This window comes from Singulisphaera chitinilytica (genome assembly GCF_049331405.1).
Lineage (GTDB): Bacteria > Planctomycetota > Planctomycetia > Isosphaerales > Isosphaeraceae > PoT.
In genome coordinates this window covers 9,002,087-9,023,204 of the sequence record NZ_CP186274.1, presented here as the reverse complement: position 1 = coordinate 9,023,204, position 21,118 = coordinate 9,002,087, and the positions used below count along the sequence as shown (strand labels likewise).

The window sequence follows — 21,118 nt, the reverse complement described above, 5'->3', positions numbered from 1 at the left end:
TCAACGTCCTGGAATTTCCAGGGCATTCTAAGGCCAGGACAAGCCCCGGTCAATCGGCGCCGGGACGGCTCCTCGCGCGGGATTTCCCGTCGGTTGCAGGCCACGCCCGGTATTTCCGGCGTACCGGTCGAATTCAAGGAGTCGTCACATCTGGTCGATTCTTGCGTAGAGGAACCGTTCCCGCCGTTTTTTCGAGAGTCCTCATCCTGGGATAATCGGGACGCCGATCCCGTTCCCTGCGAAACGTCGATTGAACTCGGGTCACACGCCAGCGGAACGTATCTTTCTGGCAACATAAGCAAGGCCGCTGGACCAGTCCGGCGAGAATCGAAGGTCGGGCGTCTGCCCCCGCGAACCGTCCCGTCGCTCACTCTCCATAGGGTCGAGCCGGGCGCGTTTCTTAATAAAGCCGGGTCAAACGGGTCCCAATCTTTAGATATATCGCCTCGGCTGGGTCAATTTCGGGGGCTGATGCCTCGGCCGAGCAGTCCGGGGCGCGCCGCCCCTTGATGTCGTCGAACTGGGCGGAATCGATGCGATGAATACCACGTTAATGACCTGCGATCGTTGTCGCGACCCGATGAATAACCCGATGACTCGGGTCAAGGTCGAGCTCGGGCCCCTGCAGTCGATCAAGCCAGAGATGAATCTCTGCCAGCACTGCACCGACTCGTTCGAGAACTGGGTCTATCGCCGCGGGCGTCGACGGCTCGGCTCGAGCGGCTCGGGGGGCCATGGCGGCTCGAGCGGGCGCTCGGAGTCGAAGAGCTCGCAGTCGGGGAACGAGGGCCGTCGCTGGGTCCCCTGGAGCCGCAACACGGGCGACAGCCCGGCCCAACCGGCCGCGGCCCCCGCTCCGGCCCCGGCCCCGGCTCCTGCCGCCCCGGTCCAGCCCGCCTACGCCGAGCCGGCCCCCGACCTCGCGACGGCCGCGGCCACGGTCGCCCCGGCGGCGGTCAACGAGCCGCCGGTCGTCAGGGCGCAGCCCAGGGTGGTCGAGCCGTCGTACACCCCGGCGCCGCCGAGTTACACACCGACGCCGAACTACGCGGGGGGGCCGTCCGCCCCGGTGGCGACCGCGGCCAACGAGCGTCAGCAGATGATCATCATGCTCGCCGTGGTGGCGGGCACGATCGTCGTCGTGGGCTTCATCGCCTACGCCTTGCTCCAGATCTGACAGAGGGCTCCGGGAGCCGAGGCAACGCCTCGACCCCCGATGGGTGCCCGCCCGACGCCCGCCTCGGCCTCTGCCGCCGTGACTCCCCCCCGCTTGAGCCGACCCCTTCGACGACCGGGACACGGTTGGCCGGCGACGCCAGTCAGCGAGCCTTGTGCGCCCCGTTGGCCGCAGTCCTCAGGGCTGGGGCGACGGGGCCGCGTCGTTTTCTCCGGCCGGTTCGGGGTGGAGGTGGGCGTTCAGGCCTGGGATCGCGTGGAGGTTCGTCGCGGAGTTGCCGGGACGCGCCGGGTCGGGTCGGGCGACGAGCATCGGGATGTCCAGGCCGTGCCGGACCTTGTCGACCGTCTGGCCGAAGAGGAGGTCGCGCACCAGGCCGTGCCCGTGCGAGCCGACCACGAGCAGGTCGGCCGGCTCCTTCTTGAGGTGCTTCACGAGCAGCCCGGCGCGATCGGGCCCGTAGAGCAGGACCGAGCGGGCCGAGTATCCCATCGACTCGAGCACCTGCACGATCTCGTCGAGGTATCGCTCGTCGGCGCTCGACTCGCGGTCGGCCGTCTCGCTGCCGTAGAGCCGGGTCATGGGCGTGTCGACGACGTGGAGCAGCATCAACTCGGTCGAGCCGGGATGGGCCAGGCCGAGCGCCCGGTTGAGGATCTCGGTATCCGTGGGGTTATGCTCGAGCGCCACGGCGATGACCCGCAGGGACCTCGGCCGGAGCATGTCGGACCAGTCGAGCTCGACGCTGGGCTTCGGGGTCCACGGCGGGGACGGCCGGATCCAGGGCTTGAACGTCACCCAGAGCAGGAGCCCCGCGACCGCGGCGACGAGCGTGTAGAGGACCCCGCCGACGGCCCAGGCGAGCGGGATCGGCCCGAGGCTCGTCCCCGACGCCGCCGCGGCGTCGACCCACTCGCTCACGTTGTCGATCACGAGCTTGCCGTTGAGCGAGACGATGATCGCCGCCGTGATCCAGGCGAGGATCTGCGCCCACCAGGGGGTCGCCAGCGAGCCCATGTTCTTCTTGTTCGACGTGAAGTGGATCAGCGGGATCACCGCGAACGAGAGCTGCAGGCTGAGCACCACCTGGCTGAGCACGAGCAGTTGCTGCGTGGACCCCTCGCCCACGAAGTAGATCACCAGCACCGCAGGCAGCAGCGCGATCGTCCGCGTCACCAGGCGGCGGAGCCAGGGGGCGATCCTGATGTGGAGATATCCTTCCATCACGATCTGCCCCGAGAGCGTGCCGGTGAGCGTCGAGCTCTGACCGGCGCACAGCAGGGCGATGCCGAAGAGGATCGGGGCCGTCTTGCCGAGGAAGTCGGGGAGCAGCTCGTACGCCCTCTCGATGCTGGCGACCTCCACGTTGTTCTTGTGGAAGACCGCCGCGCTCAGGATCAGGATCGCCGCGTTGACGAAGAAGGCCGCATTGAGCGCGATCGTCGAGTCGATCAGGTTGAACTTGCAGGCCGACCGCTTGCTCGCGAAGTCGGACCCGATCCGGCGCGACTGCACCAGGGCCGAGTGCAGGTACAGGTTGTGGGGCATCACCGTCGCCCCCAGGATGCCGATCGCCACGTAGAGGGCCCCCGGCGGCAGGGTCGGCTTGAAGCCGTGGAGGATCCCCACGACGTCGGGCTTGGCGAAGAACATCTCGACGAGGAAGCAGCCGCCGATCGTCGCGACCAGCACGATGATCATCGCCTCCATCGCCCGCATCCCCCAGCGCTGGAGCCAGAGCAAGGCGAACGTGTCGAAGGCCGTGATGGCGCATCCGAGCAATAAGGGGATGCCGAACATCAGCTTGAGCGCGATGATCGTCCCCAGCACCTCCGCCAGGTCGGTCGCGGCGATCGCGATCTCGGCCAGGAGCCAGAGGATCGCATTGACCCCCTTCGAATACTCGGCCCGGCAGGCCTGGGCGAGGTCATGCCCCGTCACCACCCCGAGCCTCGCGGCCAGGCTCTGCAGGAGCACGGCCATCATGTTCGACATCAGCAGGACCCAGACCAGGGCGTACCCGAAGCGGGCGCCCCCCTCCAGGTCCGTGGCCCAGTTCCCCGGATCCATGTACCCGACGCTGACCAGATACGCCGGGCCCAGGAACGCGAAGAGACGCTTCAACGGGTGGCGCTGGGCGACCGACACCGACCCATGCACTTCCTCGAGCGACTTCCGCCCACGACTCGACTCCGCTCCCGACGCCATATCGCTTCATCCTTCCGCCGCCCTCAATGACTCGGGCGGGGCTGAATTCTTATTCGAGTGCGCAGATTCAAGACGAAACCAACTTACACGCCGTTTGGGTTCGCTGCAATTGTTCTTCGGCCGTCGGAAACAAATGATTTTGGTTGACCAAAAAATCGAGAGGCTGCGTCGGAGGGGTCCGCCTGCGAAAATTCGGGGAGGATTGGTTCAAGTTTGTGGCGGACTTTTCCGTCCTGCCGGCATGTCATCTGCAATGATTGGACAGCGTGACAAGGGACAACCGAGGCACGCTTCCGTGCCGCAACCCATCGAACACGACAAGACACGCACCACGAACATTGAAGGGTTAAGAGGAGAATTATCATGCGAAGCCGACTCTTCGGATTGCTGGCCGCCGGTGGGATCTTGCTGGGCGCCGCTTCGGTCTCGAACGCGCAGATCGTCATCTCGGGCGGGAGCCCTTATGCCGGGCCGGGCATCTCGATCGGCCAGCCGGTGACGAGCTACGGGTACGGCAACACGTACACCCGCGGCTACACGTACAACAACAACTCGACCTACAGCAACATTTATGGCGCCCCGGCGCCGGGCATGCCGGTCAACGGCGTCACCACGTACAGCTCGGGCTATTCGCGATACGTCGCCCCTGGGACGACCTATTACGGTAACGGGTATGTGAATCCGGCCCCCTACGGCAATCGGGCCTACTACGGCACCCCGGGCGCTTACGCCCCGGCCCCCGGCTACTATGCCCCGGCCCCTGCCTACGGCTACAGCGTCGGCCGCGGCGGATGGCGCTGGTGATCGGCCTTTTGAATTGATTCGCTCCGATCCGACAACACTCTCCCCTCGGGGATGAGGACCGATAACCATCGAGGCGGGAGGGGGATCCTTTACGAGTGATCCCCCTCCCGCCTTCGCTTTTTTTGCGGAACGTCCGCCAAGGTGCCCGGCATGCCGTAGAATGGAACCTGGAGACGCATAGAGAACGCGGCGCGTGCGTCCTGAATCTCGGGCCTGTCATCTATGGTCTGGGCCGGATTTGCGGGATGCACCCGTCGCCAACGATATCGAGACGCGACCCGACTGGGGGAACACCATGAGTCGGCTTCGAATTGGGTTCGCCGCGCTGGCGGCGATGATCCTGGCGAGTGCCTCGGCGGAAGCCCAGGTGGTCGCCCCCTCGCCGGTGCGGCTCAACCCGTACCTGGCCGCACCCGGTTATTACGGGACGACTTACGGCACGGCCAGCTACGGGATGAAGAGGACATACACGGAGTTCTCTTCGCCGTACGGCGCCGGCTACGGATACGGCTATGCCCCGTATGCCCTGGTCCCCGGCAAGTTCGGCGTCGGGCTCTGGCGTCCGGGCCTGGTCGGTCCGGGTTACGTGTATGGGGCCGCCCGTTACGACACGTTCGCGATCCCCGGCGCACCCGCCCCGGCCCCGCCGCTTGGCGTGTATGCCCCGGCCTTCGGGGCCCCGTCTCCGCCCACGCTTGCGCCCCCCGCCTACTACTCGTGGTGAGGTGCACCGCGCTTTCCCGAGATTGGGCAGCGACGCGTTCCGACGCGTGCAATCAGTCCGATCCATCGCGACGAAGGGCCCCGGGAACCCCCGGGGCCCTTTGCATTTCGAACCCCGACTTCCTACCCCTCGGCGCAATCATTTGCTTGTTCGTTGCGAGGTCCGGTTCCGTTCGGAGAGGGCCGGGGTCGGGATCGTAACGTCTCGAGATCTCCTCGGCCCCCCATCCGTCATATTCTCGCGGGCGATTGACGGGTCTGGCGGGCGACTTATACTGAGGGGTCGAGGCAGAGGCCGTATCCCCCCGCTTGCTCCGGTTGTCGCCGCGGCCGTCGCGACCATCGTTAGAGAGGATCTTGTCGGATGTCATTCCCTTCGCTGGCGCGTGTCCGCCAAACGATTCCGCAGCCGCGCCTGGCCGACGTGCCGGGGACCGTCCGGCGCCTGATCCTGGAGAGCCGCCTGACCGAGCGCGTCAAGCCGGGCGGGACGATCGCCGTCGGCGTCGGCAGCCGGGGAATCACCGTCATCCCGACGATCGCCAGGGCCGCGGTCGATGCCCTCAAGGAGATGGGCTACAAGCCCTTCATCGTCGCGGCGATGGGGAGCCACGGCGGTGCCACGCCCGAAGGCCAGCGCGAGCTCCTGGCCGGCTACCGGGTCACGCCCGAGACGATGGGGGTCGAGGTCCGCACCGACATGGACACGGTGGTCGTCGGCACCAGCCCGATCGGCCTCCCCATCTACTTCGACAAGAACGCGTACGAGGCCGACGGCATCGTCCTGCTCAATCGCGTCAAGCCGCACACCGATTTTCACGCGACCCATGAGTCGGGCGTGTTGAAGATGCTGGTCATCGGCCTGGGCAAGCAGCAAGGGGCCGAGCAGGTCCACAAGCTCGGCCTCCGCGGGCTGAAAGAGGTGCTCCCCGCCGTGGGCAGGCACCTCGTCTCGCACACCAAGTTCGCGCTCGGCCTGGCGATCCTCGAGAACGCCGAGGACGTCCCCGCCGAGATCGTCGCCATCGAGCCCGAGACCATCTTCGACGTCGAGCCCGCCCTCCTGAACAAGGCTCGGGGCCTGATGGCCCGGCTCCCGTTCGACCAGATCGACGTCCTCGTCATCGGCGAACTGGGCAAGAACTACTCGGGCGCGGGGATCGACCCCAACGTCATCGGCCGCCTGATGGTCGAGACGCAGAATGACTTCGAGCGTCCGGTCGTCACCAGGCTCGCCGTGCTCGACGCCTCGGAAGAGACGCACGGCAACATCGTGGGCATCGGCTTCGCCGACCTCACGACCGAGCTGCTCGTCTCCAAGCTCGACCTCGAGCCGTTCAAGATCAACGTCCTGACCTCGTGCTGCCTGGAGCGGGCGAGGATCCCGATCACCTTGCCGACCGACCGCGACGTCTTCGAGGCCTCGCTCCAGACCTGCTGGCGGATCGACCCGAAGGAGGCCCGGATGGTCATCATCCCCAACTCGCTCGAGCTGGGGACCCTTTGGGTGACCCCCGCGCTCGAGGCCGAGGTCCAGGCCCACCCCCACCTGACCCGAGAGACCGAGTACCAGGACATCCCATTCCACGTCGACGGCACGCTCGACCAGGAATCGCTCTTCCCCGAGAGCGTCCGGGGCCGACGCGCGGCGGGTGCGGCCTACGCCGACCACTGAGATGTGCGCACCCCCTTCGGGTTCGGAATCCGGAGGGGGCCTTGCACGTCGGACGGGTCGAAAGTTGAGACGGAGCTTCGATGGGCGGACGTTTCCGGATCCTGGCGCTCGACGTCGATGGGACCCTGCTCGATAGCCACGGGCGGCTCCGCGCCAGCACGGCCGCGGCGGTCGCCCGCGCGGCGGAGGCAGGCATTCGCCCAGTCCTCTGCACCGGGCGGCGATACCGGCGGGCCAGGCCGGTCGCCGAGCAGCTCGGGCTCGACGCCCCCCTCGTCTGCAACTCGGGGGCGATCGTCAAGGACCCCGCCGACCACAAGACCCTCTGGAAGGCCGACTTCGACGGCGATCTTTTCGCCGAGATCCTCCGCCTCTTCCACGAGAACGACGAGCCCGCGGTCTCGTTCCTCGATCGCCGGCCGGAGGACTTCGACTTCCTCGTAGACGATGCCGAGACCGGCCGGCCCCACTTCGACGAGTACCTGCGGAAAAATCTGGAGCACGCTTTGGTCGAGCCGGGCTGGCACCTCCGCACGCAGGAGGCCGGCCACTACCACGTCTGCGCGATCGGCTCGAGGCCGTCGATGCTCGCGTTCCAGGAGGTCATCCTCTCCGCCCTGGAAGGCCGCGTGCGGACGTTCGTGCAGAAGAGCCCCAGATATGTCGGGACGATGTGCGAGGTCCTCCGCCACGACGCGAGCAAGTGGGAGGCCCTGCTCCACCTCGCCGAGCTCTGGGGCATCACGCCCGAAGAGATCTGCGCGGTGGGGGACGACATGAACGACCTGCCGATGATCGAGGGGGCCGGATTCGGCGTCGCGATGGGGCACGCCCCCGCGGCCGTCCTCGCCGCGGCCGACCACGTCACCGGCGACCACGACAACGACGGCGTTTCCATGGTCGTCGAGCTGCTCCTCTCCGCCTGACCCGCCTTCGTCTTGCTGAAAATTGGCATATTTCGATGCCAGTCGTCCCACCCCAACCGGGAGCCAAGCCCAACGTGTCGGATCCACAAGTCGAGTCGTCCTGGGTCCGCGAGCCGGGCGAGGGGGACGTCAGCCTCGAGGAGAACTGGCTCTTCCGGCTCCGTCGCGAGCGTTACCGTTCGCGAGAGTCGGGGCGGGCGCACGCCTTCTACGTCATGCACCTGGCCGACGCGGTGACGGTCATTGCCTCGACCCCGGACGAGCAGGTCCTCTTCGTCAGGCAGTTCCGCGCCGGCTCGGCCGCGGACAGTCTCGAGACCCCCGGCGGCCTCGTCGACCCCGGCGAGGATGCCCTGACCGCCGCTTCCCGCGAACTCCTGGAGGAGACCGGCTACGCGGGCGATCCGCCGATCCTCCTCGGCTCGGTCTGGACGAACCCCTCGATCCTGACCTCGAAGACGATCATCGTCCTCATCACGAACGCGAGGAAGGTCGCCGATCTGAAGCTCGACCATGGCGAGGAGCTGACCGTCGAGCCGGTCCCCTCGGCGTCGATCCCCGCGATGATCCTCGACGGCCGCATCGACCACGGCATCGTCGTCTGCGGCCTCCTATGGTGGATAGCCCGCAACCCCGGCGGCCCCCTGGCGATCGCCCCGGCCTGACGCCAGCACGCGCGGCGGTTCCGGCTTTCAAGGGTGGCCGCGATTGGGACAATCGGTGTCGCGCCGCGACGAGAGGCCCCTCGCAAAATGCCCCCAATTGTCCCGATCCCGGTCAACCAAGAAAGGGGGGACAAGGCTCCATCGGGGTGTCGTAACGCAGCGAGAGGCGAGCTACGCCCTGACTTGCGGCGGCTCAGGCGAAGCGCATCAAGAGGATCAGCGAGGCCACGGCCATGATGAGGCCGGCGACCTCGTACGCGCTCAGCGGCTCGCGGAAGATGACGACGCCGATGGTCGTCAGCAGCAGGATCATCGAGATCGAGTAGACCACGCCGATCGTCGCGAGCTTGAGGTGCCGCATCACGAACACCCAGCCGAGCGCCGTGGAGCCATAGACCGCGAACCCGATGTAGAACCACTTGCTCTTCAGCGGCACCTTCTGGTCGCTGGCGATCTTGAGCAGGTAGTCGCCGAGGACCCCCACCACGCTGAACGCCACGGTCACGAGCAGGGCGATCCGATCCTTCATGCGAGCCTCGCTTCACGGCAAAGGGGAGTGTGGACGACCGCGGGCGGAGGAGGACGACCTTGGCGACGTTACGCCGTCAACGTCCCCGCTTACGTCGCGGAACGTTCGTCGCGGCGGATCGTGGTCGAGTGCCGGGGCGGGCGGGGCCGACGCATGTCACACGATTCGGCGACGGTTCGCAGACATGCTAGCGCGCCGCACGCGCCTCCTGAAGCATGGAGAGGGCTTCCTGGCGGGTTCCTTCGGCGGCGGAGTCGCCCCGGAGCATGGCGGCGAGCTCCTCGACGCGGTCGTCGGTGTCCAGCGGCAGGATCGTGGTGGAGGTCCGCCCGTGCTCGACCCGCTTGCGGATCACCCACTGGCGATTGGCGAAGCTCGCCATCTGCGGCAGGTGCGTCACGCAGATGATCTGGTGGTGCGCGGCCAGCTCGGCCATCGTCCGGCCGAGCATCGAGCCGAGGCGACCGCCGACCCCGGTGTCGATCTCGTCGAAGACGAGCGTCGGGGTCCGGTCGGAGCCGGCGAGGACCGCCTTGATCGCCAGCGTCACGCGCGAGAGCTCGCCCCCCGAGGCGATCTTCCGCAAGGACCTCGGCGGCTCCCCGGGGTTCGCCGAGAAGAGGAACTCGACGCGGTCGATGCCCCACTCCGGCGGCGCGGGGTTGTCGCCGGGCACGTCGTCGAGCGGCCGGCTTTCGACGTCCAGCGAGAGCCGGGCCGCCCCCAGGCCGACCGCCTTGAGCCTCGCCTGGACCGAGTCGGCGAAGGCCTTGCAGGTCCTCTTCCTGGCGTCGGAGAGGGCAACCGCCGCCCCTTTCAACTCGGCCCAGGCTCGCGTCAAAGGGGCGTCGAGGCCGAGCAGATCCGTGTCGTCGCGCTCGATGGCCCCCAACTCTCGGACGGCCTGCTCGAGGCGGGCGGGCAGGTCGTCGGCCTTGCACTGGAACCGGCCCGCGAGGCGTCGGTAGAGGGCCAGGCGGTTCTCGACCTCGTCGAGCCGGCCGGGGTCGTCGTCCCAGTCGCGGCGGAGCTTGCGGAGGCCATACGCGGCGTCGCGGGTCTCGTCGGCGAGGCGCTCGAGGTTCGCCGAGATCTCGGCCAGCTCGGGGGCGGAGTCGGCGAGGGGCTCGAGCCTCCGGGCGATCCGCTGGAGGATCTCCTGGGCCGAGCCGTCGGCCTCGTAGAGCGACGCGTAACCCTCGGCCGAGGCCGCGCGCAGCTCCTCGGCGTTGCCGAGCCGCTGGGCCTCGCGAGTCAGCTCGTTGTACTCGCCGGCGATGGGCCCGGCGGCGGCCAGCTCGTCGCGCTCGAACTCGAGCAAGGCCCGCTGCCGCTGCCGTTCCTGGGCCGATCGCAAGAGCTCGAGCCGTTGCCGCCGCAAGGTCTCATAGGTAGAGCGGCACGCCCGATAGTCGGCGACGAATTGGCCGAGGCCCCCGTGGGCGTCGAGCAGGCTCCGCTGGCAGTCGGGGTCGAGCAGGGCGCGCCCTTCGTGCTGGCCGTGGATGTCCACGAGCCGCTGGCCGAGCTTCTGCAAGGTCGCGATCGTGACGGGGAGCCCGTTCGCATGCGCCGAGCCCCTGCCCTGCGCCGAGATCCGGCGGGTGAGGATGAGCTGGGCGTCGTCGAGCGCGCCGCCGAGGATCTCCTCGACCTCCTCCCTCAGCGTCGGGTCGTCGACCTCGAAGATCGACGCTACCCTCGCCTCGTCCTTCCCCTCGCGCACGAGGTCGCCGGAGCCCTTGCCCCCCAGGAGCAGGCCGAGGGCCGTGAGCAGGAGGCTCTTGCCGGCCCCCGTCTCCCCCGTCCAGGCGCAGTAGCCTCGCTCCAGCTCGACGCGGACGTCTTCGATCAGCGCCAGGTTCTGAACCGATAGTTCGCGAAGCATGGCCCTCGAGTCTCCCCACTCGCGAAAACATCATCCCTGCCCGACCCGCCAGCTTCGACCGGATCGCCGCGGGCGCCCCGTCATCCTGACCCGGGGAGCCGTCGAGACATCTTTTTCTAAAGTGATGATGGCTGCGACCTCGGCCGCGAATCCGGAAACCCCGGGAAGGTCGGACGCATCCCGCCCGCCCGCATTTGTGGAAGCAACGAGGAGGCCCCCGGCGCGACAAACGCGGCACTTGTACGGGCTCGAACGCCCTCACCTTCGTTGGAATGGAGCCCCGGCCCGATCTCGTGGAATTTCGGAAGAGTCCGGCCGGCGTCCGCTGATGCGCGAGCCATCTGGTTGGCAAGCTTTCAGTACTGGACGATTGTTCTGTATGTCTTGCTCGGAGTCAAGACGCGAATGGCGGAGGATCTTTGATTCCTCCGGCGAGGGGCCGCAAGGTCGTCGAGGTCTAGCGATTGCGGCGGGCGGGAGGGCGTCGAGCCCGCCTCGCCGGGGTTGGCGAGGCGGGGCTTGTGGATGCTTTTGAGATCGACGTATGCCGGTTCGCGAGCGCGAAGCCCGGCGGCTCAGTCCTTCTTGGTTTCGTCCTTCTTGGCCTCGGCCTTCTTCTCGGGCGGCTTCTCGATCTTGAGGTTCCTGGCGTGGAAGGCGATGGCCTCCTGGACGTGGCGGTCCCAGTAGGCCCAGTCGTGGGCACCCGGATATTCTTGGTATTCGTGGGGAATATGCAGGGCGTCGAGATGTTTGTGGAATTCTCGATTGTGCTCGATCAAGAAGTCATCGACCCCGCAGTCGATCCGCATGGCCGGGACGCGGCCGTGGTCGATGCGCTGGACGATGGCGAAAGGGTCCTCGGGGCCGTCCTTGGGGGTGGGGCCGAAGACCCGCTCGGCCTCGGGGGAGAGCTCCTTGAGCTTCTTCAGGTCCCCTCGGACGAAGGCGAGGGCCCCCGAGTGGGAGGTGACGCTGCAGAACATCTCGTGGTGCTTGAGCCCGACCTTGACCGCCCCGTAGCCCCCCATCGAGAGGCCGCCGATGGCCCGGCCTTCGCGCTCGGCCTTGACGGGGAAGGTGCGGTCGACGAGGCCGACGATGTCCTTGATGAGGTCGTCCTCGTGGGCGTACCCCTCGACGGCGTTCGTGTACCAGCCCCGGCCGCCGTCGGGCATGACGACGACCAGCGGCAGGCCCGCGACGTACCGCTCGATGCTCGTCCGGCGCATCCAGATCGTGTGGTCGTCGGAGAGCCCGTGCAGGAGGTAGAAGACCGACCAGGGCCGGGGGATCGCCGGATCGTCGGGGAAGACGATATTGAGGGACGAGGCTTTGTTCAGCGAGCGGCTGTGGTACTGGAGGGTCGCGAAGGCCATGGGATGGGGCTCGGCTCTCTCGTTGTCCTTCGGTTCGGCGGGCCGGGGTGGACCGCCCCTTCTCGCCTACGAGTTTGACACGGCGGTCGTCGTCGCGGGAGGACTCGCCGGCTCGACGGTTGCGGTTTCGGGGGCCCCGGCGTTGGCGTCGAGCGGGTCGTCCTCTCGACTCTCGCCGTCGAGCAGCCGGGCCAGCTCCCTCTCCGCTCGCTCGATCAGGGCGTCCTGGTCGACGGAGGCGGCGAGCGCATTGAGGTCGAGCCGCTGGAGGACCGCCTTGGTGATCGGCCGCTTGGCGTCGCGAAACGTGATCGCGCGGAGGAGGCTGAGGGTCGCCGGGTCGTTCAGGAGGGCCGCCGTCAATGCCGCCTGCTCGGCCGTCCGGCAGGGGAGGAAGTAGCTGGTGTCGTCGAGCATGACCGGCCGCCCCGCCCTCGGCCCGAGGGCCAGGAACGTCGGCTCCTTGTGCAGGCCGGAGATGGCCACCTTGTACGGGGCGAAGCTGTAAGGCCCGACCCCGAAGAGGGCGAACGGCGGCTGCCCCTTGTAGATCGACGACTTCCGCCGGGCGAAGTCGGCCGCGTGGGCGCCGAGGTAGGCCCAGAGCCTCGGCGAGGTCTCCGCCAGTTCGCGGGTTTCCTGCCCGATCCTCTGCTGCGTGACCAGGACCCCTCGGCGCGGGCGGGGCGTCGGATCCGGGACGAGGTCCGAGCCCTTCACCAGCGGATAGACCCGCGACGGCTCCACGTCGACGAGTTCTCCGAGCTTGTTGCGGTAGGCCTCGCCCGAGGCGTCGAGCGTCAGCTCCATCACGGCGGCGGCGTCGTGCTTGAGCCCCTGCCGCCAGGTGAGCGGGCACTCGCCGTCGGCGTACCGGAAGGGTTCGTACGCCTCCACGTCGGCGATGATCCGCCCCCGGGCGAAGCCGATGAAGTGGCGCGGAGCCCTGGAAGGGTCGAGCCCCTGATGGATCGGCACCTTGCGGAGCGGGGTCGGCGGGCCGAGGGTCACGCGGAAGAGGCAGGCGTCGACCACGACCTTGAACCATCGCCTGGCGTCGATGGTGAAGATCGAGGCCTCGGCGATCGGCAAGCGCTGGCGCTCGGCGAACTCGAGGATCCCTCGGGCCACCGAGAGCTTGCAGAGCAAGGCGATCGTCGCCTCCTCGTGGGCCAGCTCCTTGATGAGCTTGAGCCAGATCGCCTCGGCGACGTCGAAGTTCGACGCCCCCGTCATCGCGTCGATCCCGCGCCTCTTCTTGACGTTCGACTTCTCGGGCAGGATCCCCCCCCCGAGCACGCCGAGCCCCGCGTTCGTCACCCAGGGCGGGTTCCCGATCACGAGCAAGGGGCCCGACCCCTGCCATTCCAGGTCCTTGCGCAGATCCACCCGGAAGAGGTCGGCCTGTAGCAGTCGGACGTCGACGCCGGTTCCCCCGACGCCGATGGCCTGGGAGTGGGCATTGGCGTCGGCGACGGCCGCGGCCAGCGTGCGGCTGGCGGTCTCGAAGTGGACCGGCTGGACCTCGATCCCTCGCAGTTCCTTCGGGGCGTTCCCCCTGGCGAGGATCCCCGCGAGGAAGTGCCCACGGCCGCAGGTGGGCTCGAGCACCCTGCCCCAGCGCCCGCCGAGCGGGCCCATCGCGTCGAGCACGCATTCGACCAGCTCGGGGGGGGTCTGGAAATCGCCGAGATCTCGACGCAATGCCGATACTCCCCGACCCGGAGCGGTCGCGCCCATTTTTGGCTTTCTAGCCGAAGCCAGGTACGCGCAGAGGCCGTCACGACGGGGCCAGGCCCCATCGACGTTCGTCACGGCCCTTCGCATCAGGAATCAAAGACGCCGACGACTTCGCCGGCCTCGCTGGCTCAACCCGCCACGGGCTTTCGCCTTGGGGGGATGACGGGATGAGCCATCGACCATGACACGGGCGGACTTACTTGATCTTCGCGCCCGGGACGCATTCGGGATCGTCGGGCGAGAGGACGATGACCTTGTCGCCGGAGGTGGCGGCGAGGAGCATGCCGTTGGAGCTCTCTCCGCGCAGCATCGCCGGCTCGAGGTTGTTCACGACGACGATCAGCTTGCCCACGAGTTGCTCGGGGGTGTAATGCTGCTTGATGCCGGCGACGATCTGCTTCTGGACGTCGCCCACGTCGATCTGCAGGAGCAGGAGCTTGTCGGCATTGGGATGCGGACGCGCCTCCAGGACCTTCGCCACCCGCAGTTCAACCTTGGCAAAGTCTTCGTACTTGATCGGCTCGGCCATCAGAATCCTCTTCTCGTCTCATCGCGCCATCTAACGACTTCAGGGATGCCCCTCGACCGGGCATCGTAGTCGTCCGCCTCGCCCCTTGTCAAGTAAGGCTCTGTACTTGCGTTCATGCCGTCCTGCAGACGGCCCCACGGCCGGCATTGCCCCGGCCCTCTCGCACCCCCGCAAGTGTGCAACAATGTTTGGCGAGAGTCAATGGCCTGGAGATTATCGGCTTATGATCGGGGTTGGTATCGGATTCCGTGCCGGCCATATGGCCTGACCAAACGCTGGATGGATCTGAGACTATTCCAAGCGACACCCGCCGAGGACCACGCCAGGAGCACCGGATTCATCCTCAGTCGGCTTATTGCGTCGATGAAACCGTTGAAGGCTCGGCCGTATAGCGAACGACCGGGATCTTGAGCTGGCTGGGCGGAGTGGAGGACGTCTCGACCACGACCGTTTCGTCCAGGATTCTCGGGGCGTCCGGATTCAATTTGAGCAGGAGTTCTCGCGGAGAGCTGATGACGGCGCTGATATCGCGGGGGCTGGAAACGACCCGAGTGAACTCAATCGAATCATCCGGGCATCGTATGAAGCTGTACTTTCCGCGACTTGAAGTATGCGTAGGGTTGAGATGTGGCGAGTAGACGGGGGCCGGCCCGGGCGGGACGATGGCGGTTACCACACTGCCTGACACCCCGAGCGGAGCCGGCCCCCATGACATCCTCGCATCCGACGCCCGCCCCTTGCCAGTGGTTCGCATGGCTCGCCGACGTCCTCGATCGCCGGACCGCACCGAGGCTCGCGCTCCTGCTCCTCGGCGCCGTCCTCGCCCGCGGCCGACGCACCGTCACCGCCTGGATCCGCGCCGCCGGCCTCGGCGACGAGTTCCGCTCCTGCTACACCGCCGCGGCCGCCGCCGGCAAGGAGGCCGATCGCATCGCCGCACGCCTGCTCATCGCGGCGGTCAGGCCGCTGCTCCGGGGTCCACCCGGCTGGTCCTCGCCCTGGATGACACCCCGACGAAGCGGCACGGCCCGCACGTCCAGGGGGCCGGCGTCCATCACAACCCCACCCCCGGCCCGGCCGGCTCCCCCTACGTCTACGGCCACGTCTTCGTCGTACTCGGGCTCCTGGCGACGCACCCGGCCAGGGGCGTCGTGGCCCTGCCCCTGCTGTCCCGACTCTACGTCCGCAAGGCGGACCTGCCGGCCATCGACCCCCGGCACCGGCCCGAGTTCCGCACCAAGCTGCAGATGGCCGTCGAGCTGCTCCGATGGGCCCAGTCCTGGCTCGACCTGCTGGGCCTGCCGATCTGGGTGGTTGCCGACGGAGCCTATGCCAAGAGGGGTTCCTCAAGCCGGCGAAGTCCCTGGGTATGACGGTCGTGAGCCGGCTCCGCAGGGATGCGGCCCTGCGGACCCTGCCCGGGCCGAAGCCGCCGGGCCGACGCGGCCCGGCCCCGACCTACGGCCCGGATGCGATCGACCTGGCCAAGCGGGCCGGCCAGCGTCGTGGCTGGTCCACCGGCACGTTCGAGCTCTACGGGGAAGATGTGGTCAAGCCGCTACAAGACGTTCACGGCGACCTGGAGGCCGGCCGGGGCGCGATCCGGGTGGTCCTGGTGGACGAGCCGAAGGGATGGAGGGCGTACTTCTGCACCGACACGCGGGCGAGCGTGGCGGAGATCCTGGGGATGGTGGCCGATCGCTTCAGCCTGGAGATCGCCTTCCGCGACTGCAAGCAGGTCGTCGGGGCCGGGCAACAGCAGGTGCGGTTGATCCGTGCGAACGTCGGGTCGTTCCACATCTGCCTGTGGACGTTCACCCTGACCGAGGCGTGGGCGTGGTCGAGGGAGGATGGGGAGTTGGTAGACCGCTCGGCCTCGCCGTGGGACAGCCCGTCGCGTCGCCCGAGCCACGCGGATAAGCGCCGGGCGTGGCGTCATGCGCTGCTGGGCGAGGAAATCCGCGCGGTTCTACGCCCGGGGGCCACCGAGGAGGAGATTCAGGCCGTCGCTGCCAGGCTGCTCAGCCTGGCAGCATGACATATACATTCTCACGGAAAGTACAGTATGAAGACTCGGGCTGGGCGATTCCCGAGGATAACTCGGTCGGGAACCGTCGAAAGGTAGGGTATAGAACTCATCAGAATAGGAACTTCGGATGCGACCATCCCATCTCGCTTCTCTTTCAGCAGAATCCGGGTTTTAAGGGTGTTCGATAATTTGTCGGGGTTCAGAACACCGTTCTTGATAGCAAAGGTATAAGTCGTGTCTTTGAATTTCAATTGATCGGCGCCTTCTACGAAGCCTTCTTCGGATGAACGCGACCGTTCCGAGAAGATTTCGGCCATTTCCGGCACGAGGAACACTGGCTCGAAGGCTTCATTCGAGCGCACTACTTCTCGATGCATCAACTCGAAGGACTTCTCCGCCCCGTCGTTCGAATACCAGGAGAGCGCGATCGAGTCCGGTGAGAAGAGGTGACGAGGGAAGGCGGCGATATTCAGCGGGCACGATACGGTCCCGCTAGCGAGTGCGAAACTGATGGAGACCGTCTGAACTTCCGTCTCGGATTTCGGGGTGTACTTGATAGTCAACTTCGATGCCGATCGAGGCCCAACAACAAGGGGGAATTGGTCATCGTCAAACTTGCGGCAGGAACAACCACCATCCGCATTGAGTATCTTGATGGGTGACGAGCCTGAGTTCGAGACTAATATAGGTACGTCGACCGTTTTTTCGCCCGGTTTGTAGATGATGGCTCCTGTTTCCGTAGCGATTCCTAATTGCGGTGGCTCGGGGCCTCGGTCTCGAGCGCCGCAGCCCAGAATTAGATGTGATGCAAGGACAAGGATTGATAATTGAGCCACGGAACCTATCTTGTTCGCACGCCTTGCGAAATAAACCCCGATGAAAGTGAAGAATAAGGAGGAACTCAGATAGATCGCTAGCTGCGAGGCCGTTGGGCCCGACGGGCCCGATCCTTGTGCCGTGCTTGTCGCCGCGGGCGTGGTTGACTTCTTCTTGAGCAACGGAGTCATGCGAGACTTCCGGGCGCCCTTCATCAGGTTGGTTAATTGCTCAATATTCAAATTCTTCGAGCCTGCCGGGAGCGCCACATCGCCGGATCCCGTCGCAAGATGGCGGACATCGGACATCTCTCGCATGACGACTCGATTGCCCTTCAGGTCACTAATACTGCCGGCTTTGAAGTGATCTGCGATGATCTTCGTGGTGTAGGAGAACTTCGCATCCCATCGGTCTGCCTGAGAAGGGTCGAATTTGGCCGCTGTGTAGAAAGTTTCGCACCATTCGGTCGGTATGAATCCTCCCGCCGAGCATGGCTTAGCCTCCAGGAGGAACACTTCTTTGCAGATGACCTGGGGGGCCGCTTCATTGGATTTATAGGACATGCCGCGGAGATAGCGCGGCACATATCCGATCGATGGGTCATAGAGAACGAGGAGCTTCAAGGTCATCTTCCCGTTGTCCACCGTATAAAGCTCGGATTCGGTCGGATGATCGTGAAATAAGGTCTTCTTCCTGGTGACCTCCGAATTCTTATAGGTGGTCTCTATTTGCGCCAGGAATGGGATTTCCATCCAGTTGGTCGGGCCAAAGACGTTGAAGCGAGGGTACTTGGCCGATTCTATGAAGACATAGGGCTGCTTTTGCTTGAAATGATGATAGGCGAACACTTCCATGTCCTGGTCGAAGATCGCTTCATAGTCTGGCAAACCGTCACTCTTCCCCGACTTCTGAGAGGAATCCTCCTGGTGGAAGATCCAATGTTCGCTCATGCCATCGCACGACCATTCGCCGGCGACTTTGAAGAAAGGCGGTGAGGCGATTGACAATTCGCCGCTTCGGGGAACGGGCGCATCGCCAATCGGATGTGAATTGAGTAGATGGCTGCTGAACTCGAATTTGATTTCAGCCTTAGTTTCTCGAAAATTCAGTCTATAGGCATCAAGAGGGCCCGGAGGGGCAATCCCGATCATTGATATGACGGTAAAAAAGAGAGTCATTGAATCCCAACCTCCTCGTTGGCGCCGGTCAATCCGTCCGCCTCTCGACGTCGTCCAAGAGGCGGACCGCCGGGCAGGCTGATGATGAGGTGAAGCGACAAGTTCGCGGCCTGACTTCGCGGCGATGCATCACCGGCAGACGGTAAAATTGGCGCATCTGCGAGTCGTCCTGACCGACTTGCTGCATTTGGACGTCGCAGCACAGCTTGAATCATTGAACAAATTAATGTTGGAGCAGTCTTGGCAGGTGTCCGCGCACGCCGTTCTCGACTTGCTGGAAATGTTTCGGCAGTTTCTCCAATCCTTGACCGCCGTTGCGATCATGTAGAACGCGGGAAGATCGCTCCCGTCGCAATCGATGATGTTCGATGCCTGGTCGCATTTTGCGTAGAAAATATTCGAGGTGTTTCCTGCGACCATAACGCAGATACCTGCCGTGTCGATGCACGGCACCGGGGTGGTCGTCGCGCTGCAAGCTAACGTATATGTGTCACAGAAATCGGTGTAGGCTTCCGCGGTGAAGTTGAAGAGTGGAACGGTCGTCAGGAACGCGACGGTGAAGGACATGCTCGCGAGGCCGAGGTAGACAGGCCGATGGCCACGTTGCGCATTCATCTTCAGGCTCCTGTTGAAAGGGTTGTGGAGGTTCTTCGAATCCTCTCCAACTCGAACGGCATTCGAAGTTCAATCGCCGCTCGAAGGCGTGCCCATTCGCTTCCAGGCGGCAGCATCAATCGAGTTCATGGCGGCATCCAAATGCCCGTCGCCGAAAAGTACGTTCACGCTTTGCGAATGGAAAGAACGGGGTGGATGCAGGCCGAAGTTCGCCCCTCCGCAGGACGGGCGTGCATCGTTCGGCGGGCCGTTATGATTATATTCGGTGAGATACATGCCAGTATGCATCCACGAGGAACCCGAGTGCAAGTTCCACTGGAAGTCCGTCGCCGACAGGCAGTAGTCGATATAGGCCTGCTCGAGGAAGCGTCCGGGTTGCAGTTTCGCAAACTTGACATCTCTGGGCCCGCTGCCTTCGCCCTGGAAGGATCCGGCGATCCTCTCGCTCATGAAGGCCGTGTTGGACAGGCCGTCGGTGACGCTTGCCTGGGACGGACGCTTGCCCATGCCGAAAGGGCCGTCCGGGTCGCCCGAGGACTCATCCGCGAATGCTCCCCAGGTCCCATAGTTGAACCTATAGGAATTGAACATTCCGTCCTTGGAATCGCTGGGGCAGATGAACAACGGCACGACCGTCGTGCCGACGGTCAGGAGCGCAGGCGGATAGCTGTAAGAATCCGAACCCTGGGCGATCGCCATGTTGATCGAACTATAAAGCGTTTGCTGCTCAATGTATGGGAGGATGAACAGGAGCGCGGAGAGCGAATTCCCGGATTCCTTGCTCCCCCAGAGGAATCCATTGGGCGGATAGCATTCATGTACTGAAGAATAGAGATTAATGCCAATCCCCAGTTGCTTCAAATTCGCCTTGCATTGGGTGTTCCTCGCGCCCTCGCGGACGGCCTGGACGGCAGGCAGCAATAGCGCCGCAAGGAGGAAGATCACCAGCACCACCACGAGCACTTCGATCAGGGTGTAACCGCCGCGAGGCGTTGAACGATTCTCATGATCCGAGGCGTGAAGGATATGCATGGCACGGGCTTCGCTTTGAGATGTGCCGAAACCATGGTCGGCCCTGCCCGTCCATGATGATCGAGCATGCCGCTCCTGATTTATGCCCGATTTGTCACCGACGCCAGCAATATTAGCGATGTTCTCTTGCCGAGATCCACGAGAAATTCTTAAGAAATCAGAGAATCTCTCAAGCACCTCTGCTAATTGAGTATTCATTTTTCTCGTTCGTTAATCTAACTCGGCTCTGCCCTAAAGGCTTGCGTCCGCAGGGCAGGTCACCAAGCGCGGATTACCCCGCCGCTTATCCCCCGAGCAAATCTCCACGTTCGTCCTCTCGGCCTGCGACGTCATAAATTCATGCCGTGATTCTGCTCTGACAGCTCAATGACGCGGGACCGGATGGGGGAGATGTGGGCTCGCTCATTCGCTCGCGATTTCTCAGCTTCGCCATTACGAGGTGAGCCTGGGAGAAAGAAAGTGGGGATATCTTAACTATTTCGGCGACTTAGGGAATATACGCAAAACAAATGGCGATAGGCTATGTCTAGGGTGCAGATAGGTGGACGTTTGACGAGAGAAATCATCCCGGGATGCACTTAGCTTGATCGCTCCGGGAACCGGGACCGAGCCGTGAGGTGGATTTGCGATTGCCGGATAGAGGATTCGAGGCGCCTTCGCTCGTCGAAGGATTGAGGTTACGAAAGCCGACGTTGTTCACGATGAACATTTTTAGGGTGAGGAGGAATGACGGACGAGCCCGCCTCCGCCGCGAAGAAGGCTCGGGCGGGGGCGGGCTCATTGATTGATGGCTCGGAAAAGGCCCGGCGTGGATCAGCGGGGGCGAGTGGGGGTGGCGAGGCGGACGAGGCCGCCGAAGAGGCCTCGGATGACGGCCCAGGCGATCACGAAGGGGGTGCTCGGGTGCTTCAGGACGGTGGGCTTGTTGCCCTCGAAGGCGAAGTGGCCGAAGAACATCAGCGCGTAGCCGCCGAGGAAGAGGCCCAGCGACCACAAGGGCTTGAACGGGAGCAGGATCACCGCGAAGGCCACCATCGGCCAGCCCATCCCGATGTGCAGGAAGTGGTTGACCGGGTGGGTGTGATCCTTGCGGTACTTCGCGACGAACTGGTCGAGCTTCGAGGACCCACTCATCTAGGAACTCCTTTCCGATAGATCATGCCCCTCGGCGGGGTTTGTGGGAAGTGGAAGGGACGGACTCGACC

General features: G+C 65.0%; 16 protein-coding genes and 1 pseudogene. 7 read left to right on the top strand and 10 right to left on the bottom strand.

The window, feature by feature from the left end:
* The first annotated feature begins 538 nt into the window (after window positions 1–538).
* Window positions 539–1,177, top strand: coding sequence for a hypothetical protein (locus ACOYYX_RS35140; RefSeq protein WP_422927318.1), 639 nt, complete (start codon window positions 539–541; stop codon window positions 1,175–1,177).
* A gap of 177 nt (window positions 1,178–1,354) precedes the next feature.
* Here ACOYYX_RS35140 and ACOYYX_RS35135 read toward each other — a convergent pair whose 3' ends face one another.
* Entirely contained in the window at window positions 1,355–3,385 is a 2,031-nt protein-coding gene (locus tag ACOYYX_RS35135; RefSeq protein WP_422927317.1) for an Nramp family divalent metal transporter, read from the bottom strand.
* Between the two features lie 363 nt (window positions 3,386–3,748).
* On the opposite strand from ACOYYX_RS35135, the gene ACOYYX_RS35130 reads away from it, so the two are divergent.
* From ACOYYX_RS35130 to ACOYYX_RS35110, 5 genes are all read left to right on the top strand, one after another.
* Window positions 3,749–4,189, top strand: a complete 441-nt coding sequence (locus tag ACOYYX_RS35130) for a hypothetical protein (RefSeq protein ID WP_422927316.1) — start codon at window positions 3,749–3,751, stop codon at window positions 4,187–4,189.
* Window positions 4,190–4,484: 295 nt separating this feature from the next.
* Entirely contained in the window at window positions 4,485–4,913 is a 429-nt protein-coding gene (locus ACOYYX_RS35125) for a hypothetical protein (protein ID WP_422927315.1), read from the top strand.
* A 363-nt stretch (window positions 4,914–5,276) separates the two neighbouring features.
* A complete protein-coding gene (locus ACOYYX_RS35120; protein ID WP_422927314.1) occupies window positions 5,277–6,587 on the top strand; it encodes a lactate racemase domain-containing protein in 1,311 nt (436 codons plus the stop codon).
* A gap of 80 nt (window positions 6,588–6,667) precedes the next feature.
* A complete protein-coding gene (locus ACOYYX_RS35115) occupies window positions 6,668–7,513 on the top strand; it encodes a Cof-type HAD-IIB family hydrolase (protein WP_422927313.1) in 846 nt (281 codons plus the stop codon).
* A 74-nt stretch (window positions 7,514–7,587) separates the two neighbouring features.
* The gene (locus ACOYYX_RS35110) at window positions 7,588–8,178 is read left to right on the top strand and encodes an NUDIX hydrolase (RefSeq protein WP_422927312.1); all 591 of its coding nucleotides are present in this window, start codon (window positions 7,588–7,590) and stop codon (window positions 8,176–8,178) included.
* A gap of 193 nt (window positions 8,179–8,371) precedes the next feature.
* Here ACOYYX_RS35110 and ACOYYX_RS35105 read toward each other — a convergent pair whose 3' ends face one another.
* From ACOYYX_RS35105 to metG, 5 genes are all read right to left on the bottom strand, one after another.
* Window positions 8,372–8,707: a transporter gene (locus ACOYYX_RS35105; RefSeq protein ID WP_422927311.1), complete on the bottom strand. Its 336-nt coding sequence runs from the start codon at window positions 8,705–8,707 to the stop codon at window positions 8,372–8,374.
* A 187-nt stretch (window positions 8,708–8,894) separates the two neighbouring features.
* Window positions 8,895–10,595 carry a DNA repair protein RecN gene (gene recN / locus ACOYYX_RS35100; RefSeq protein ID WP_422927310.1) on the bottom strand — a complete coding sequence of 567 codons (1,701 nt, stop codon included), beginning with the start codon at window positions 10,593–10,595 and terminating at the stop codon, window positions 8,895–8,897.
* Between the two features lie 575 nt (window positions 10,596–11,170).
* Complete coding sequence (locus ACOYYX_RS35095) at window positions 11,171–11,974, bottom strand: alpha/beta hydrolase (RefSeq protein WP_422927309.1); 804 nt, start codon at window positions 11,972–11,974, stop codon at window positions 11,171–11,173.
* Between the two features lie 66 nt (window positions 11,975–12,040).
* Complete coding sequence (locus tag ACOYYX_RS35090; RefSeq protein ID WP_422927308.1) at window positions 12,041–13,678, bottom strand: class I SAM-dependent methyltransferase; 1,638 nt, start codon at window positions 13,676–13,678, stop codon at window positions 12,041–12,043.
* A 232-nt stretch (window positions 13,679–13,910) separates the two neighbouring features.
* Window positions 13,911–14,243, bottom strand: a complete 333-nt coding sequence (gene metG / locus ACOYYX_RS35085) for a methionine--tRNA ligase subunit beta (protein ID WP_422927307.1) — start codon at window positions 14,241–14,243, stop codon at window positions 13,911–13,913.
* 708 nt (window positions 14,244–14,951) lie between these two features.
* On the opposite strand from metG, the pseudogene ACOYYX_RS35080 reads away from it, so the two are divergent.
* Window positions 14,952–16,281: pseudogene (locus tag ACOYYX_RS35080) on the top strand (IS701 family transposase).
* 11 nt (window positions 16,282–16,292) lie between these two features.
* Here ACOYYX_RS35080 and ACOYYX_RS35075 read toward each other — a convergent pair.
* The 4 genes from ACOYYX_RS35075 to ACOYYX_RS35060 form a co-directional block, all read right to left on the bottom strand.
* Window positions 16,293–18,266 (bottom strand): hypothetical protein, encoded by a 1,974-nt coding sequence (locus ACOYYX_RS35075; RefSeq protein WP_422927306.1) that lies wholly within the window; start codon window positions 18,264–18,266, stop codon window positions 16,293–16,295.
* 129 nt (window positions 18,267–18,395) lie between these two features.
* The gene (locus ACOYYX_RS35070) at window positions 18,396–18,881 is read right to left on the bottom strand and encodes a hypothetical protein (protein WP_422927305.1); all 486 of its coding nucleotides are present in this window, start codon (window positions 18,879–18,881) and stop codon (window positions 18,396–18,398) included.
* Between the two features lie 69 nt (window positions 18,882–18,950).
* On the bottom strand, window positions 18,951–20,111 hold the full coding sequence (locus ACOYYX_RS35065) for a DUF1559 domain-containing protein (RefSeq protein ID WP_422927304.1): 1,161 nt from the start codon (window positions 20,109–20,111) through the stop codon (window positions 18,951–18,953).
* A gap of 615 nt (window positions 20,112–20,726) precedes the next feature.
* Window positions 20,727–21,047: an Mpo1-like protein gene (locus ACOYYX_RS35060; protein ID WP_422927303.1), complete on the bottom strand. Its 321-nt coding sequence runs from the start codon at window positions 21,045–21,047 to the stop codon at window positions 20,727–20,729.
* Between the last annotated feature and the right edge of the window lie 71 nt (window positions 21,048–21,118).

What these genes read in the sequence shown, in the direction of transcription:
- ACOYYX_RS35065 (WP_422927304.1), bottom strand. Translation starts at nt 20,111, where the DNA reads ATGAATACTCAATTAGCAGAGGTGCTTGAGAGATTCTCTGATTTCTTA.
- ACOYYX_RS35075 (WP_422927306.1), bottom strand. Translation starts at nt 18,266, where the DNA reads ATGACTCTCTTTTTTACCGTCATATCAATGATCGGGATTGCCCCTCCG.
- metG (WP_422927307.1), bottom strand. Translation starts at nt 14,243, where the DNA reads ATGGCCGAGCCGATCAAGTACGAAGACTTTGCCAAGGTTGAACTGCGG.
- ACOYYX_RS35095 (WP_422927309.1), bottom strand. Translation starts at nt 11,974, where the DNA reads ATGGCCTTCGCGACCCTCCAGTACCACAGCCGCTCGCTGAACAAAGCC.
- ACOYYX_RS35105 (WP_422927311.1), bottom strand. Translation starts at nt 8,707, where the DNA reads ATGAAGGATCGGATCGCCCTGCTCGTGACCGTGGCGTTCAGCGTGGTG.
- ACOYYX_RS35140 (WP_422927318.1), top strand. Translation starts at nt 539, where the DNA reads ATGAATACCACGTTAATGACCTGCGATCGTTGTCGCGACCCGATGAAT.
- ACOYYX_RS35120 (WP_422927314.1), top strand. Translation starts at nt 5,277, where the DNA reads ATGTCATTCCCTTCGCTGGCGCGTGTCCGCCAAACGATTCCGCAGCCG.
- ACOYYX_RS35115 (WP_422927313.1), top strand. Translation starts at nt 6,668, where the DNA reads ATGGGCGGACGTTTCCGGATCCTGGCGCTCGACGTCGATGGGACCCTG.
- ACOYYX_RS35070 (WP_422927305.1), bottom strand. Translation starts at nt 18,881, where the DNA reads ATGAATGCGCAACGTGGCCATCGGCCTGTCTACCTCGGCCTCGCGAGC.
- ACOYYX_RS35135 (WP_422927317.1), bottom strand. Translation starts at nt 3,385, where the DNA reads ATGGCGTCGGGAGCGGAGTCGAGTCGTGGGCGGAAGTCGCTCGAGGAA.
- ACOYYX_RS35060 (WP_422927303.1), bottom strand. Translation starts at nt 21,047, where the DNA reads ATGAGTGGGTCCTCGAAGCTCGACCAGTTCGTCGCGAAGTACCGCAAG.
- recN (WP_422927310.1), bottom strand. Translation starts at nt 10,595, where the DNA reads ATGCTTCGCGAACTATCGGTTCAGAACCTGGCGCTGATCGAAGACGTC.
- ACOYYX_RS35130 (WP_422927316.1), top strand. Translation starts at nt 3,749, where the DNA reads ATGCGAAGCCGACTCTTCGGATTGCTGGCCGCCGGTGGGATCTTGCTG.
- ACOYYX_RS35125 (WP_422927315.1), top strand. Translation starts at nt 4,485, where the DNA reads ATGAGTCGGCTTCGAATTGGGTTCGCCGCGCTGGCGGCGATGATCCTG.